Origin of the sequence: Macromonas bipunctata (assembly GCF_002837135.1) — a bacterium.
GTDB lineage: Bacteria > Pseudomonadota > Gammaproteobacteria > Burkholderiales > Burkholderiaceae_C > Macromonas_A > Macromonas_A bipunctata.
This window is the reverse complement of sequence record NZ_NWBQ01000011.1, coordinates 79623-94363: the sequence shown is the minus strand read 5'-3', so window position 1 is coordinate 94363 and position 14741 is coordinate 79623. Positions and strand designations below refer to the sequence as shown.

Sequence of the window (14741 nt, the reverse complement as noted above, 5' to 3'; positions counted from 1 at the left end):
CAACGAAGTGTCGGCCAAGGCCGCGCGTCCGTACTTCGGCCCGCCCAAGTACTTGTCGGGCTACGACCTGCAAAAGCTCACCGCCGGGTACAGCAAGTGCGAAGGGGTGGCAGTCGGCAGCGGCACCGTGCAACTGGTGTGCGTCGAGTACGCCACGCGGCGCAAGCAATTCAAGAAGATGCGGCTGAATTGGCGCGTCTCGAATCCCAAATCTTCGAAATACTCGCTGGGCTGGATCCCGTTCAAGATCGGGCATGCCAAATACAAGGCTGGGCAAATCCACTTTGCCGGGCACAAGTTTGGCTTGTGGGACAGCTATGGCTTGTCGCAGTACGGGCTGCGCTCCGGCTCCTTCAGCGAGGACAGCCGGGGCCGCTGGTACTTCAACGTCGCGGTGGAAGTGGAGTGCCAGCCCTCGCAAGGCACGGCAGCGGTCGGCATCGACTTGGGCCTGAAAGACTGCGCCACCCCCAGCGCAGGCAAAAAGCTGGAAGGGCGCTGGTACCGCAACCATGAGCTGGAACTGGCCAAGGCACAGCGCGCCCGAAAGAAAAAACGGGTCAAGGCGATCCACGCCAAGATCAAAAACCAGCGCAAGAACGACTTGCACAAATTCAGCACCGAGATGGTGCGACAAAACGCCGCCATCTTCGTGGGCGACGTGGCCAGCGCCAAGCTGGTCAAGACCACCATGGCCAAAAGCACGTTGGACGCGGGCTGGGCCATGCTCAAAACCATGTTGGAACAAAAGAGCCATCAGGCCGGTGTGGTGTTCGAGGTCGTGAACGAAGCGTATTCAACCCAGACTTGCTCGTGCTGCGGGGTGATACCCGCCAGCAGTCCGAAAGGTAGGGCGGGTTTGCGAATAAGGGAATGGACGTGCAGCGAGTGCGGGGCGGTACACGACCGCGACGTGAACGCAGCCCGGAACATTCTCGCGGCGGGGCATCGCCGTCTGGCAGCAGGAATCCCCGCTCTTTAGGGCGGGGAGGATGTCAACACCCTTTCCGTTCGCATTGACGAAACTTTGGTCAACGCCGCACGGGTTGCGGCCAAGGCCGAGTTCCGTACCGTACAAGGCCAAGTGGAGTACTGGGCCAAAGTGGGCAGGGCGGCGCTGGACAACCCCGATTTGCCGGTGTCCTTTATTGCCGAAAGCCTGATGAGCTTGGCCGAGCCACGCGACGACTGCACCCCCTTTGTGCCGCGCAGTCGCCGTACAGGTGCCCCGTAAGCATTTGCTGGGGTACACCTCGCGAGGACGAAGTGCGCCTGATTTATCTGGAAGCCTTGGGGCCACACGAAAACTTTTACCGCGACTTGAAACGCTGACGTGGCCGCAAAGCCATACCATCACGCTGCCGCCCCCACGTGTGCCACCACTTCGGCCTCGAAGCCGAACACATCCACAGCGCGCACGCACACGCGGCGCGGCCCCGGTTGGGTGGGCAGGGTGAGGGTGGCTTGGTGTACCACGCGCAGCGCGTCGGCATCGTTGGCGGTGTTGCCCCGGTAGTCTTGCCAGACGGAGCGGAACACCTGCCCGTCGTAGTCGGGATCTACGGCCCAATACTCGATCAGGGCCAGCGGGTCGGCGTTGGCCACGGCTTGGAGTTTGGCGCGGTTGGCATCGTCCAGGTTGATGGCCTCGGGCGAGAGCAGCACGTAGTTTTTGAGGCGCACGGTCAAGGTTTCGTGGCCGGGCTGTGCGGCGCTGGCCACACGGGTGGGCGGGTGGATGGTGAGGTATTGCAGCGACGAGAAGCGCACTTGGCCGCGCAATTTGTCCACGCCGCCTTTCTTTTTGAGGCGGTCGAGCAAGTCGGGCGGAATCACCAGCACTTCGAGCCGGTTGTCGTTGAGCGCGGTGATGGTCTCGCCAATGCTGGGTTCAAAGTTCCAGCCCAGCACCACCACGCGGTCCCAGCCGCCCAGCAGGTTGTCGCGCTGCGCCACGGCTTTTTTGAGGGTGGCCGCGCCGGTAAGTTTGTTGGGCGAATCGGCCAGCACCAAGGTTTTTTTGCCGCGCTGGCCACCCCAGTCCAGCCCGCTGATGTGGCCGAGGTTGCGCTGGGGGTTGGCATCGGGCGGCAGGGGCAGCGCGCCGTAGAGCGACAGGACGATGTGCGACAAGTCGCCCAGCCGAAAGTCGCGCTTGCCAAAGTGGGCTTTGGCGGCTTCGATTTGGTAGTCGCCAATGGCTTGGTAGAGGAAGGGGCGCGCCTCCAAGTCGATGAGGCGTTTGCGCATGATCATGCAGGCGGGTTTGCCCAGATCGGTGGTGATCCAGCGGCGGCCCAGCTTTTCGGCCACGGCGGCGGTGGTGCCGGAGCCGCCAAAAAAATCGCAAATGATCGAGTCAGGATTTGATGAAGCAGCAAGAATCCGTCTGAGTAGAGCCTGTGGCTTCTGGGTGTCGTATCCGACACGCTCCGAGTCTTCTCGATTAAGCTGTTCAATGTCAGTCCAATAATCCTCGGGAATTTTTCCTTCATCAACGTAATAGCGATACACCTTTCCGCTTTTTTTATCAGTTTTTTCTTGGTATTCACGCCCGTCCGTATCGACCTTGAGACGCATGTGGCTGTTCGGCTTCCGATTCATGACGACCATTGGATCTTTTCCGTTGAATATGGGTGAATCGCTTTTCGCATATAGCTGAATCGTGTCGTGTTTTCTTGCAAATCTGCCGTCACCTTTTCCGCCGATGCTGTAACACCAAACGATTTCGTTGACGAAGCTCTTTTTGCCAAAAATCTCATCGAGGATCAGCTTCACATAATGCCCCACGTGCCAGTCCAAATGCACGTAGATGGAGCCGGTGTCGGCCAGCAGTTCGCGCATCAAAATCAGGCGCGGCGTGATCATGGCCAAGTACGACGCGGTGCCGTCGTTCCACGTGTCGGAATAGGCAAACTGCTCAATCACCGTGGGTTTTTGCTCCAGCTCCACGCCCGGTAGCGTGACTTTGGTGCGGTAGTCGGCTTTGCTGTCAAACGGCGGGTCGATGTAGATCAAATCCACTTGGCCGCGCAGGCTGGGCGTGTGTTCGTCGCCCGCCAGCAGCGCGGCCATCGCCAACAGGTTGTCGCCGTAGATAAGGCGGTTGGCCCACGGCGTTGCCGCACTGGCTGCGCCGAGCGTGGCTTGCGCGTTGTCCAACAGCGTGGACTGGCCGGGGGCAAACACCTCGCGCTGGGTGACGCGGTGTTGCTGCGTTATCCAGTCTTGCGCGGCGGTGTCGCGCGCGGGCAGCACCACCTCGCGGGTTTGCAGCCGTACCCGCTGACGGCTCTCCAGACTTTCCAGTATGCGTTCGGCTTGCTTGCGCCCTTGGGCGACGATCTCGGGCAGTTGTTCGAGGAGAGACTTGGGCATGTTGGTTCACACAGGCTTAAATCCCCAAAAAGGGGACGTTAAATGTCAACTGTAATGGACAAACACGGTAACTTGTCCCGTTACCGTCTTTCGCATGAAAGAAAAGCGGGATTTCAGCGAGCGTTTGCGCGCAGCTATGAAGGCGCAGCGGCTAGAGGTGAGCGGTGCCGTGTTGGAACGTGAGTTCAACGCGAGGTGGAGCGGCACGCCTGTGCGTCGTCAAACCGCGTGGAAGTGGCTCAACGGTGAAGCCATCCCCACACAAGACAAGCTGCAAGAGCTGGCCAAGCTGCTCAAGGTTGACCCGCACCAGTTGCGCTTTGGTGAACACGTGCAAGCGCATTTGGCGGCTGAAAAGAAACGCTGGGACGAAGGCGTTGGCTATTTAGAGCGGGAAACGTTTGATGCCTTTTTGCAACTGCCCGCCCCGCAACGCAAGGTGGTGCGCGAGGTGATCTTCACGTTTGCCCAAGTACACAACAAGCAGCTGCCTGTTGTGCCGCAGTAGCTAGCCTGAATTGCATACGGTTGTTGGTGTTGGCCGTACACTTTGCTGGCAATCAAGCTGTCACACCACTACAAACACATGGGAACACTAGCCATTAAAGACGCGCGGGTCGAGCTCAAAACCACGCGCGACACCAAAAACCTGTTGACCAAAGCGGCGCTGCTGGACGGTATGGATTTGTCCGCCCAAGGGCAGCTTGAGTTGGTGCGTGTGCTGCAACAACAGCCGCAACCCACCCAGGCCATGCAGACGTTGCGCCAGCAGCCTCGCCTGAATGTGCGCGCTGGATGAATTATGGCGTGGCGTGGTTTCAACCCAGCCGCGCAATGCGGCGGCTGGCGGTGTTCAGGTGTTCGCCCAGTGCTGTGAGGCAAGGGGCAAAGTGGCCCGAAAACCGCTCATCCTGAAGCAGCCGGTTCAGGTAGTCGCGCGCCACGGGCAGCATGGCGTGCCAAACGCCGTGCGCCACGCTGGGGTGCAGCTCCAGCGGTGGCAAGTGGTGGGGCAGCCCGCCGCCCGAATGGGGTGCAAAGGCCATCGGCAGCATGTCGTAGGCGGGTGCCAGCGCATACGGTCGGCCCCCATCGCCCACAAACGACAGGTTGCCCGTGTGCATGTCGCTGTTGCCTATCAGGCGGCCAAAGGCAAACAGTTGTTGCGTGGTGGCCGTGGCCGCGCTGTTGACCACGCCTTGTTGCGCCAGTGGTTCCACCAGCACCGGCCAAGCCGTTTGCGCTTGGCCTACAAATTCGGCCTCCAGCGCACTGAGCGAGAACAGGCCGCACCTGCCGTTGTCGCCCACCCGGTCAAAACGCTCAACTTCCAAAAAACGCTGGCCGTTGTGGTCTAGCACCCAAGACTGTGCAGCGCCAATGCCTGCACGGCGCAGGGTTTCGAGCGCGTGGTGTTCGGCCAGCAGCAAGTCGCACCAGCGTTCGGTGATGGCGTTGTCGTCTGGCAGCGAGAACTTGACCAGCACGTGCCGTACCCCGTTGGGGGTGTCGGCCACGGTGGTGAATTTGGGTTGTTCGCCCCCCGCCGACGATACCGGGGTATCGCCTTGCAGGGCGCGTTGTGCCAGTGCTGTGTAGGCCGTGGCTTTGTTGGGTGTGGCAATGGAGGCCGGTGGTGGTGCGTCCAAAAAATGTGCCCGTGCCCGTTCACCCAACAGCAGGTTGCCGACCGCTTCATGGCCATGCGCCAGCAGCGCGCGCATGGCATCGGTGTCGCTCCATTCGCGCACGCTGGCGGGCAAACCCAAATGGGCGGCGTGGCGGCTGGCGTAGGCGCGGCCCAAAAAGCCTTGGGGGCGCATGTCCATCAGCCACCACGGCATGCCCTCGCTGTACAAGGTTTGGCCGTTGGTTTGCCGCATCACAAAACCATCGGGGCGCACGGGTGTCAGCACGCCCAAGGGGTGCAACTGGCCCTGTGCATCAACCCGGTACACCGGGATGTCGTCAAACCCACGCGCGTGGTCACGCAGCAGGTATTGAATAGATCGCCCTGCGCCCGTTCGCACCACGTCGTTGCCCAACTGGGCCAGCGCCCGCGACAGGGTAGGCTGGCTAACTTGCAGTTTCTGCTGGAGTTTTTTTGCCGTTGCTGGGCCGTTGGCCAAGTGCAGGCGAATGTGGTCGCTGTAAAGTGGCACGGCGTGAATAGAAAAACGAATAGATAAGTGAATGGATGTTATGGGCGGTTCAGGTGGACGCAATCGGTTGTGCCACCAGCTTGACACCGAGGGCTTTGCACACGCGGGCGATGGTGTCAAAGCGCGGGCTGGCGTTGGGGCGCAGGGCTTTGTACAGAGCTTCGCGGCCAATGCCAGCGTCCTTGGCAATTTGTGTCATGCCTCTGGCGCGGGCAATGTCGCCCAGTGTGGCGGCCAGCAAGGCTGGGTCACCGTCTTCAATCACCAAACTCAGGTATTCGGCAATGTCTTGCTCGGTTTGCAGCATCTCGGTGATGTCAAATTCCGGCAGATCGGCAATGTTGATGGTGTGGGTCATGTTGAACCTCCGTATCCGGTTAAACCAGTTGCTTGGACAAATTCTGGGCCACGGCAATGTCTGTGCTTTGGCTGGACTTGTTGCCACCTCCCAGCATCACAATCAACACGCCATCGCGTTCCACGTAGTACATGCGCCAGCCGGGGCCAAAGAATTCGCGCATCTCCCACACGCCTTCACCTACAGGTTTCACGTCCCCCAGATTGCCCAGTGATGCCTTGCGCAATCGCAACCCCAGCCGTTTGCGCGTTAAACCGTCTTTGATGCCGTCAAACCAATCGTCAAATTGTCGGGTCCGCTTGATCGTGTACATTTTTTCATTGTATTCGATCAAATACAATCGGGACAAAGTTCAACGCTCAAACCACGGCAGCAGCGCCTTGGCGGCTTCGATGCGCCATTGCAGGTCGGTGCCGGGGTCGTTCATCACCGCCAGCAAAAAGTCGCGCGGGTGGGCTGTGTGCGGCAGGGCGGGGCTGGCCGTGGGCGGTGTGGGGGCCGGGGGCACCACAGATGCGGGGTTGGCGGGTGGTGCCGTGGGCTGGAGTTGTTGCAGCGCGCGTTCAAAGTCCGCCACCGGGGTGGGTTGCAGCGCGGCCAGCAGTTGGGCTTGTGCGTCCAGGTTGGGGGCAAATTCCAGCCAAGGTTCGGTAAACACGGTGGCCAACTCGGGCTTGATGAATGCCGACCAGTGCCTGTTGGCCGTTGCCTCGGGTGGCACGGTGGGGGTGTGGGCGGGCGTGGCACCTTCGTGGCCCGGTGGTTGCGGCCACCAGCGCCACCGCGAGGGCGGCAGGTGGCCCAAGTAGCGTTGGCACAGCCCTTGTAAAAACCGCTGCGCTTGCGTCACGTTCACCGCTTCCGCTACCGAAAACCACAATTGGTACGCATCGCCCCCCGAGACGGCAATGCCCGGCGCGGGCAGCAGCAGTTCGTCTTGCACGCCTTGCCACACACGGCCCAAGCTGTCCCAGTCGGCGGGTTGCACCAGTTCCAGCACCAGGGCGCGCGTCTGGCCGTGGGTATCCAGCAAGCCAGTGGCGGCGTGCCGGTGGTAGAGGCGTTGTTGTTCGGTTTCCAGGCGGGTGGTCATGGCCGTTACGCTGCCAGCGGTGGCACCGTTTTGGGGTTGCCGTCGTCGTCAATGGCCACGTAGGTCACGGTGGCTTCGGTGACCTTGATGTAGCGCCCCTGCTTGTGCAGGCGTTCGGCCAGCACTTCCACGTCCACGGTGATGGAGGTGTGGCCCACGTGGGTGATGCAGGCGTAAAAGCTCAGCAGGTCGCCCACTTTGACGGGTTGCTTGAACACAAACTGGCGTACCGCCACGGTGGCCACACGGCCATCGGCGTGGCGCACGGGCAGGATGGAGCCAGCCACGTCCACTTGCGCCATCACCCAGCCGCCAAAGATGTCGCCGTAGGCGTTGCAGTCGGCGGGCATGGGCACCACCTTGAGCACGAGTTCCTTGTCGGTGGGGGGCAGGGTGGGCGCGGGCACAATTGGGGGGTTGGCAGGTGTTGTCATGATTGGATTATCGTTTATGCGTTCTTTGGCCGCTTCCCATTCCCCCCAGCCTGAGTCTTCCAGCGGGCCGCGCTCCGATGGCGCCACGCTGCGCCGCTTGCTGCCGTATTTGTGGCAATACCGCTGGCGTGTGGGGCTGGCGCTGGCGTTCATGGCCGGGGCCAAGTTGGCCAACATCGGGGTGCCGCTGTTGCTCAAGGAGCTGGTGGACGCGCTCACGCCCGCCAAGGGCCAGCCCATGATTCCGGGCTTGCCCCCCGGCACCGAAGCCTTGCTGGTGGTGCCCGTGGGGTTGTTGTTGGCCTATGGCGGTTTGCGCTTTTGCACCAGCTTGTTCACCGAGTTGCGCGAACTGATTTTTGCCAAGGCCACCGAAGGCACCACGCGCCAGATTGCGTTGCAGGTGTTTGGCCACTTGCATGGCCTGAGCTTGCGCTTCCACCTGGAGCGCCAGACCGGCGGCATGACGCGCGACATTGAGCGCGGCACGCGCGGCGTGCAGTCGCTTATCTCGTACTCGCTGTACAGCATCTTGCCCACGGTGCTGGAGGTGGGGCTGGTGCTGGCGCTGTTGGGCACCAAGTTCGAGCTGTGGTACGTGTGGGTCACGCTGGCGGCGCTGGTGGGGTATGTGGGGTTCACGGTCAAGGTGACGAACTGGCGCACGCAGTTCCGCCGCCAGATGAACGAGCTGGAGTCGGCCACGCAAAGCCGGGCGGTGGATTCGCTGTTGAATTACGAGACGGTCAAATACTTCAACAACGAGGCCTTTGAGGCCCGCCGCTACAACGACAGTCTGGAGCGCCTGCGCGTGGCCCGCCTCAAGAGCCAGAGCACGTTGTCGATGCTCAATGCGGGGCAGCAACTCATCATTGCCACCGCGCTGGTGGCCATGCTGTGGCGCGCCACCGCTGGCGTGGCCAGTGGGGCCATGACGCTGGGCGATTTGGTGATGATCAACGCCTTCATGATCCAGCTCTACATTCCGCTCAATTTTTTGGGCGTGCTGTACCGCGAGATCAAGCAAAGCCTGACCGACCTGGACAAGATGTTCACCTTGCTGGACAAAGAACGCGAAATTGCCGACACACCCGGTGCCACCGCGTTGCAACTGGCCAGTCCGCCCGAGGTGCGTTTTGAGGACGTGCGCTTTGCCTACGAGGCCGACCGCGAGATCCTGCACGGCATCAGCTTTACCGTGCCCGCTGGGCAAACGGTGGCGGTGGTGGGGCCGTCGGGGTCGGGCAAATCGACGCTGGCGCGGCTGTTGTACCGCTTTTACGATGTGGGCGAGGGCCGCATCACCGTGGCGGGGCACGACCTGCGTGCCGTGACGCAAGACAGCTTGCGCCGCAGCATAGGCATCGTGCCGCAAGACACGGTGCTGTTCAACGACACCATCGGCTACAACATCCGCTATGGCCGCCCCGATGCCACCCAGGCCGAGACCGAGCAGGCCGCTCAGGCGGCGCACATCCACGCCTTCATCCAGCAATTGCCCAAGGGTTACGACACGGTGGTGGGCGAGCGTGGCCTCAAACTCTCGGGCGGCGAAAAGCAGCGCGTGGCGATTGCGCGCACGTTGCTCAAAAACCCGCCGATCTTGATTTTTGACGAAGCCACTTCGGCACTGGACTCGGCCAATGAACGCGCCATCCAGGCCGAACTCAAGAGCGCAGCGCGCAACAAGACCACGCTGGTGATTGCGCACCGCCTCTCTACTGTGGTGGACGCACACGAAATCATCGTGCTGGAGCACGGCCACATTGTGGAGCGCGGCACCCACACGGATTTGCTGGCCCGCAGCGGGCGTTACGCCCAGATGTGGGCGTTGCAGCAAAGTGCCAGCCCCGATACAGCCAAGGGTATATAACGCGCATTTTCTGGCCTATGATCTGACACCCGCCGGGCGCAGGCGGCACCCCCGCCGGGCGGTGTTCTGATTCAGCTCAATGTGCGCGCCGGCGCTTGCGCTCACAATCCCCCCTTTCCAACGGCAGTTTCAAAAGGCATTCTTCATGCAATTCGGTTCCATGACGGTAAGCAAGCGTCTGTACGTGGGCTTTGGCCTGATCCTGGCCATCCTGGTGGTGGTGACGGCGGTGGGCATGGTCAAGGTGGACACCATCAACACCGCGCTGCAGGCCAACAGCGCCGAGCACGCCTCCATCCAGCGTTACGCCATCAACTTCCGGGGTTCGGCGCACGACCGCGCCATTGCCGTGCGCGACGTGGCCCTGAGCGCCGCCCCCGCCGAGCGCGCGCGCGAGGTGGCCGCCATCGACGAGCTGGCCCGCTTCTACGCCCAGTCCGCCGCGCCGCTGGAGCGCCTGATCCAGACCTCGCCCGACGCCGCCGAGCTGCGCCCGCTGTACGCCGCCATCCAGGCCATCGAGGCCTAGGCCGTGGCCACCACGCGCCAAGTGATTGCGCTGGCCGATGCGGGCGATGTGGAAGGTGCCAAGACCCTGCTGTGGCGCGACGCCAAGCCGCAGTACACCGCGTGGCTGGCCGCCATCAACAAATTGATCGACTTTGAGGAAGCGCGCCTGCAGGCCAAGAACACCGTGGCCATGGAGCAGGCCGGCGGCTTTGTGTACGTGATGCTGGGTGCGCTGGCGTTGGCGCTGGCCGCTGGCGTGGCACTGGCCGGGGCCATTCCGCGCAGCATCGTGCGCCAGCTGGGCGCCGAGCCGGCCGACCTGGGCGCGGTGGCGCAGCGCGTGGCCGCGGGCGATCTCAGCCCGGTGCGGGGCGCCAGCGGTGCGCCGCACGGCAGCGTGCTGGCATCGCTGGGCACCATGCAGGCCAGCCTGTTCCAGATGGTGGGCCAGGTGCGCAACGCCTCCGACGCCATTGCCACCGGCAGCGCCGAGATTGCCAGCGGCAGTGCCGACCTGTCCAACCGTACCGAGCAGCAGGCCGCCAGCCTGCAGCAGACCTCGTCCTCGATGGCCGAGATGCACGAGCGCGTGCAGCACAACGCCGAAACCGCGCGCGAGGCCACGCAGCTGGCCAGCTCGGCCAGCGCCGCCGCCACCAAGGGCGGCGAGGTGGTGGGCCAGGTGGTGTCCACCATGGACGACATCACCGAGAGCTCGCGCAAGATCAGCGACATCATCCAGGTGATTGAAGGCGTCGCGTTCCAGACCAACATCCTGGCCTTGAACGCTGCCGTGGAAGCCGCGCGTGCGGGCGAGCAGGGCCGCGGCTTTGCCGTGGTGGCGTCCGAAGTGCGGGCGCTGGCCCAGCGCAGCGCCGAGGCGGCCAAGGAGATCAAGGGCCTCATCAGCGCCAGCGTGGACAAGGTCGAGGCCGGCAGCCGCCTGGTCAACGAGGCCGGTGGCGCCATGGACGAGATCGTGGCCCAGGTGCGCCGCGTGTCCGACCTCATCAGCGAGATCAGCGCCTCCACCATCGAGCAGACCAGCGGCATCGGCCAGGTCAGCAACGCCGTGGCGCAGCTGGACAATACCACGCAGCAAAACGCCGCGCTGGTGGAGCAAAGCGCCGCCGCCGCCGCCAGCCTGGAGCAGCAGGCCCAGCGCCTGAGCGACGTGGTGCGCACCTTCCGCCTCAACGCCTGACGCGCCCCGGCGCTTGTGAATCGCTGCGAAAATCCACCCCATGACCACGCCCCACACCACCCTGACCATTACCCGCCCCGACGACTGGCACCTGCACGTGCGCGACGGCGTGCCGCTCCACACCGTGGTGCCGCACACCGCCGCCCAATTCGGGCGCGCCATCATCATGCCCAACCTGCGCCCGCCCGTGACCACCGCCGCGCAGGCGCTGGCGTACAAAAAGCGCATCCTGGCCGCCGTGCCCGCTGGCGTGGCATTTGAGCCGCTGATGACGCTGTACCTGACCGACAACCTGCCCGCCGACGAGATCGCCCGTGCCAAGGATGCGGGTGTGGTGGCGTGCAAGCTCTACCCCGCCGGTGCCACCACCAACAGCGACGCGGGCGTGACCGACATCCGCAAGACCTACGCCACGTTGGAAGCGATGCAAAAGGCCGGCATGCCGCTGCTGGTGCATGGTGAAGTCACCAGCCCCGACATCGACCTGTTCGACCGTGAAGCCGTGTTCATCGACCAGCAACTGATTCCGCTGCGCCGCGACTTCCCCGAACTCAAAATCGTTTTTGAGCACATCACGACCCAGGAAGCGGCGCAGTACGTGGCCGACAGCGACGCCTACACCGCCGCCACCATCACCGCGCACCACCTGCTGTACAACCGCAACGCCATCTTCACTGGCGGCATCCGCCCGCATTACTACTGTCTGCCGGTCTTGAAGCGCGAGACCCACCGCCAGGCGCTGGTGCAGGCCGCCACCAGCGGCAGCGCCAAGTTCTTTTTGGGCACCGACAGCGCCCCGCACCCGGCGCACCTCAAGGAACACGCCAGCGGCTGCGCCGGTTGCTACACCGCGCACGCAGCTATCGAGATGTATGCCGAAGCCTTTGACAACGCCGGTGCGCTGGACAAGCTCGAAGCCTTCGCCAGCTTCAACGGCCCGGACTTCTACAATTTGCCGCGCAACACCGGCACCATCACCCTGCGCAAGGAAAGCTGGACACCGCCCGAGTCCTTCGCCTTTGGCGATGCCGAACTCAAGCCCCTGCGCGCCGGGGAGGCGCTGCCGTGGCGCATGGTGAACGGCTAAAGCCAGATGCTATTGAACGCTCCACCACCTGCGTCCGTACGCGCCGCGTTACTGGTGGATGCGGACAACTTCCACCGCGTGGAAGATTTGCGCGCCATCCATAGCCAGTTTGGGCAGATCGCGGGCAAGGGCTTCCTCTGCCATGTCTATGGTGATGTGAAGGTTTTGGCTCGGGATGAACTCCGGCCCGTGTGGCAGGAGATGGCCGCGCGCCTGCTGCCCTGCTTGCCGTTGAACAAGAACACCACCGATGCGATGCTGATCATTGATGCCTTGTTGTTGCATTTCCAGCAAGGTGTCAGGCGCTTTGGTATTGCATCGGGTGATGCCGATTTTGCGCCGCTGGCATTGCAGTTGCGGGTACTGGGTTGCGAAGTCACGGGTTTTGCCCGCAAGTCGATTGCGTTTGATGCGATGGTGTCGTACTACGACCGCACGGTGCGGTTTGATGTGCCACTGGCACCGCCCCAGCCGCTGCCAGCCGCAGTGCCTGTTGCGATTGCCAAAGCGACGGTCAAGCCAGATCCAGCGCCAGTGAAAGCGGTTGCGTCACCCAAAAATGCACCCGCAGACGTAGCGGGTGTGCGCGGAATTCTGGCGGCTTTGCCGCCGTGGTTACCGCACACGGTTCGGCCACTCAATATGCTGGGTGCGCCTTTGCGCGCAGCAGGCATCAAAACCGGCAATGCGCCTTTGCACCAACTGTTTCGCCAGTACCCAGACTTTTTTACGGTGCTGGCCTCGCCATTACAGCCGGATACACCTGTGAAGGTTCGGCTGGAACGGCGGCCATGATAAGCGGTGTGGTGATGTTTATGTACGGTGATATGGATTGGCACCAGCCTTGGTTGGCACCGTGGCAAGCGGTCGGGTTGCCAGCGCAAGGCCGGATCCATGCGGGCGCTGCGGTGCGCGATGCCCTCAACGCCGCTGCACTGGCCCCGGTGCGTTTTATCCCGCAGGCCGATCTGCCCGCTGGCGTGGCCTACGAGAGCCACATCTTTGCCACTGGGGGCGTGCCCACGCGCGACAACCTGCACGATTTCTTCAACGGCTTGGTGTGGATGCGTTTTCCGGCCACCAAACGCCGCTTGAATGTGTTACAGGCACAGGCCATCGCTCAGGCGGGCGGCGTGCAAGCCACACGTGGGCCGTTGCGCGATACACTGACGCTGTTCGACGAAAACACCGCCCTGCTGCAAGCCCCTGAACCTCTGTGGCAAGCCTTGCAGCAGCGCGACTGGTACGCCCTGTGCGTGACGCACCGCGCCCTGTGGGCGCAGGCCCGGCTGGTGTTGTTTGGCCACGCCTTGCTGGAAAAACTGGTGGCGCCCTACAAGTCCATCACCGCACACGTGCTGTGCCTGCCGGTGCCGCTGGAGCTGGGCCCGCCACCGCTGCACGCCAACGCCGATACCGCCATCTGCCAGAGCGCCTCCCACCCGTGGGACGCCTGGCTGGCGCAGCAACTGGCCCCGGACTGGCTCGCGCGCAAGCCCTTCACGCCGCTGCCGGTGCTGGGGGTGCCCGGCTGGTGGCCCGCCAACGCCGACCCCGCCTTCTACGCCGATGCCCAGGTGTTTCGGCCTGCGCGTGCTGCATCCGCCGCCTGAGCCACCTTCAGGCCGCGCTTGAAAGCACCCGCGCCGCACCCCAAGTATTATCTGAAGCTTGGCACGACCGCCGCCCCCGGCAGAAACCTTGCCCGCACGCGCCGGTCTGACGCATCCCTCACACCCGGAGAAACGCCCCCATGAAACGCATTGCACTTTTCGTCCTGACCAACCTGGCCGTGATGCTGGTGCTGACCGTCACCACCCGCCTGCTGGGGCTGGACCGCTTCCTGAGCGCCAACGGCCTCAACCTGGGCGCGCTGATGGGCTTTTCGCTCATCATGGGGTTTGGTGGCGCCACCATCTCGCTGCTGATGAGCAAGCAGATGGCCAAGTGGAGCACCGGCGCGCACGTGATCGAGCAGCCCAGCAACGCCGATGAGGCCTGGATCGTGGACACCGTGCGCCGCTTTGCCGACAAGGCTGGCATCGGCATGCCCGAGGTGGCGATCTACGAAGGCGAACCCAACGCCTTTGCCACCGGCGCGTTCAAGAACTCGGCGCTGGTGGCGGTGTCCACCGGCCTGCTCTACAGCATGAGCCGCGAGGAGGTGGAGGCCGTCATCGGGCACGAGGTGGCCCACGTGGCCAACGGCGACATGGTGACCATGACGCTGATCCAAGGCGTGATGAACACGTTCGTGGTCTTCCTCAGCCGCGTGGTGGGCTATGCGGTGGACAGCTTTCTGCGCAAGGACGGTGAAGAAAACAGTGGCCCCGGTATCGGCTACATGGTGACGACGATTGTGATGGACATCCTGCTGGGCTTCCTGGCCGCGATCATCGTGGCGTGGTTCAGCCGCCAGCGCGAGTTCCGCGCTGATGCCGGTGCCGCGCAACTGATGGGCCGCAAGCAGCCCATGATCAACGCGCTGGCACGCCTGGGTGGGCTGGAGCCGGGCGCGCTGCCCAAGAGCATGGCCGCCATGGGCATTGCCGGCGGCCTGGGCCAGCTGTTCTCGACCCACCCGTCGATGGAAGACCGCATTGCCGCCTTGCAGCGGTTGTGATGCAGCGGGCGCCCGCCGC

Annotated in this window: 15 protein-coding genes and 1 pseudogene; 10 read left to right on the top strand and 6 right to left on the bottom strand. The window is 63.3% G+C overall.

Annotation, left to right across the window (positions count from 1 at the left end):
* Both CON76_RS01915 and CON76_RS01910 read left to right on the top strand, forming a co-directional pair.
* Positions 1-982: RNA-guided endonuclease InsQ/TnpB family protein (locus tag CON76_RS01915; RefSeq protein ID WP_101101520.1), on the top strand; the 982-nt coding region annotated here is incomplete at its 5' end.
* 33 nt (positions 983-1015) lie between these two features.
* Positions 1016-1234, top strand: coding sequence for a ParD-like family protein (locus CON76_RS01910; RefSeq protein WP_101101518.1), 219 nt, complete (start codon positions 1016-1018; stop codon positions 1232-1234).
* Between the two features lie 119 nt (positions 1235-1353).
* Here the strand turns inward: CON76_RS01910 and CON76_RS01900 are convergent, their stop codons facing one another.
* The gene (locus CON76_RS01900; RefSeq protein WP_101101516.1) at positions 1354-3378 is read right to left on the bottom strand and encodes a site-specific DNA-methyltransferase; all 2025 of its coding nucleotides are present in this window, start codon (positions 3376-3378) and stop codon (positions 1354-1356) included.
* A gap of 94 nt (positions 3379-3472) precedes the next feature.
* Between CON76_RS01900 and CON76_RS01895 the strand changes: the two genes are divergently transcribed.
* Positions 3473-3886 carry a transcriptional regulator gene (locus tag CON76_RS01895; RefSeq protein ID WP_101101514.1) on the top strand — a complete coding sequence of 138 codons (414 nt, stop codon included), beginning with the start codon at positions 3473-3475 and terminating at the stop codon, positions 3884-3886.
* Between the two features lie 78 nt (positions 3887-3964).
* The gene (locus CON76_RS01890) at positions 3965-4177 is read left to right on the top strand and encodes a hypothetical protein (protein ID WP_145995301.1); all 213 of its coding nucleotides are present in this window, start codon (positions 3965-3967) and stop codon (positions 4175-4177) included.
* 19 nt (positions 4178-4196) lie between these two features.
* Here the strand turns inward: CON76_RS01890 and yjjJ are convergent, their stop codons facing one another.
* Genes yjjJ through CON76_RS01865 form a run of 5 tightly spaced genes read right to left on the bottom strand, consistent with a single transcriptional unit; the run spans position 4197 to position 7425 of the window.
* On the bottom strand, positions 4197-5540 hold the full coding sequence (yjjJ, locus tag CON76_RS01885; RefSeq protein WP_101101510.1) for a type II toxin-antitoxin system HipA family toxin YjjJ: 1344 nt from the start codon (positions 5538-5540) through the stop codon (positions 4197-4199).
* Between the two features lie 49 nt (positions 5541-5589).
* Positions 5590-5898 carry an addiction module antidote protein gene (locus CON76_RS01880; protein ID WP_101101508.1) on the bottom strand — a complete coding sequence of 103 codons (309 nt, stop codon included), beginning with the start codon at positions 5896-5898 and terminating at the stop codon, positions 5590-5592.
* 19 nt (positions 5899-5917) lie between these two features.
* On the bottom strand, positions 5918-6232 hold the full coding sequence (locus CON76_RS01875) for a type II toxin-antitoxin system RelE/ParE family toxin (RefSeq protein WP_338063669.1): 315 nt from the start codon (positions 6230-6232) through the stop codon (positions 5918-5920).
* A gap of 18 nt (positions 6233-6250) precedes the next feature.
* Positions 6251-6991, bottom strand: coding sequence for a hypothetical protein (locus tag CON76_RS01870; RefSeq protein ID WP_101101506.1), 741 nt, complete (start codon positions 6989-6991; stop codon positions 6251-6253).
* Between the two features lie 5 nt (positions 6992-6996).
* On the bottom strand, positions 6997-7425 hold the full coding sequence (locus tag CON76_RS01865; RefSeq protein WP_101101504.1) for an acyl-CoA thioesterase: 429 nt from the start codon (positions 7423-7425) through the stop codon (positions 6997-6999).
* A 16-nt stretch (positions 7426-7441) separates the two neighbouring features.
* Between CON76_RS01865 and CON76_RS01860 the strand changes: the two genes are divergently transcribed.
* The 6 genes and pseudogenes from CON76_RS01860 to htpX all read left to right on the top strand — a co-directional run bounded on the left by CON76_RS01860 (position 7442) and on the right by htpX (position 14722).
* Complete coding sequence (locus tag CON76_RS01860) at positions 7442-9298, top strand: ABCB family ABC transporter ATP-binding protein/permease (protein WP_101101502.1); 1857 nt, start codon at positions 7442-7444, stop codon at positions 9296-9298.
* Positions 9299-9443: 145 nt separating this feature from the next.
* Positions 9444-11012 (top strand): annotated as a pseudogene (locus CON76_RS13665) (methyl-accepting chemotaxis protein).
* A gap of 40 nt (positions 11013-11052) precedes the next feature.
* Positions 11053-12099, top strand: coding sequence for a dihydroorotase (pyrC, locus tag CON76_RS01850; protein WP_101101500.1), 1047 nt, complete (start codon positions 11053-11055; stop codon positions 12097-12099).
* A gap of 6 nt (positions 12100-12105) precedes the next feature.
* Positions 12106-12894 (top strand): NYN domain-containing protein, encoded by a 789-nt coding sequence (locus CON76_RS01845; RefSeq protein WP_101101498.1) that lies wholly within the window; start codon positions 12106-12108, stop codon positions 12892-12894.
* Positions 12895-12914: 20 nt separating this feature from the next.
* Positions 12915-13712: a DUF3025 domain-containing protein gene (locus CON76_RS01840; RefSeq protein WP_101101549.1), complete on the top strand. Its 798-nt coding sequence runs from the start codon at positions 12915-12917 to the stop codon at positions 13710-13712.
* A 140-nt stretch (positions 13713-13852) separates the two neighbouring features.
* Entirely contained in the window at positions 13853-14722 is an 870-nt protein-coding gene (htpX, locus tag CON76_RS01835) for a protease HtpX (protein WP_101101496.1), read from the top strand.
* Positions 14723-14741 lie beyond the last annotated feature (19 nt).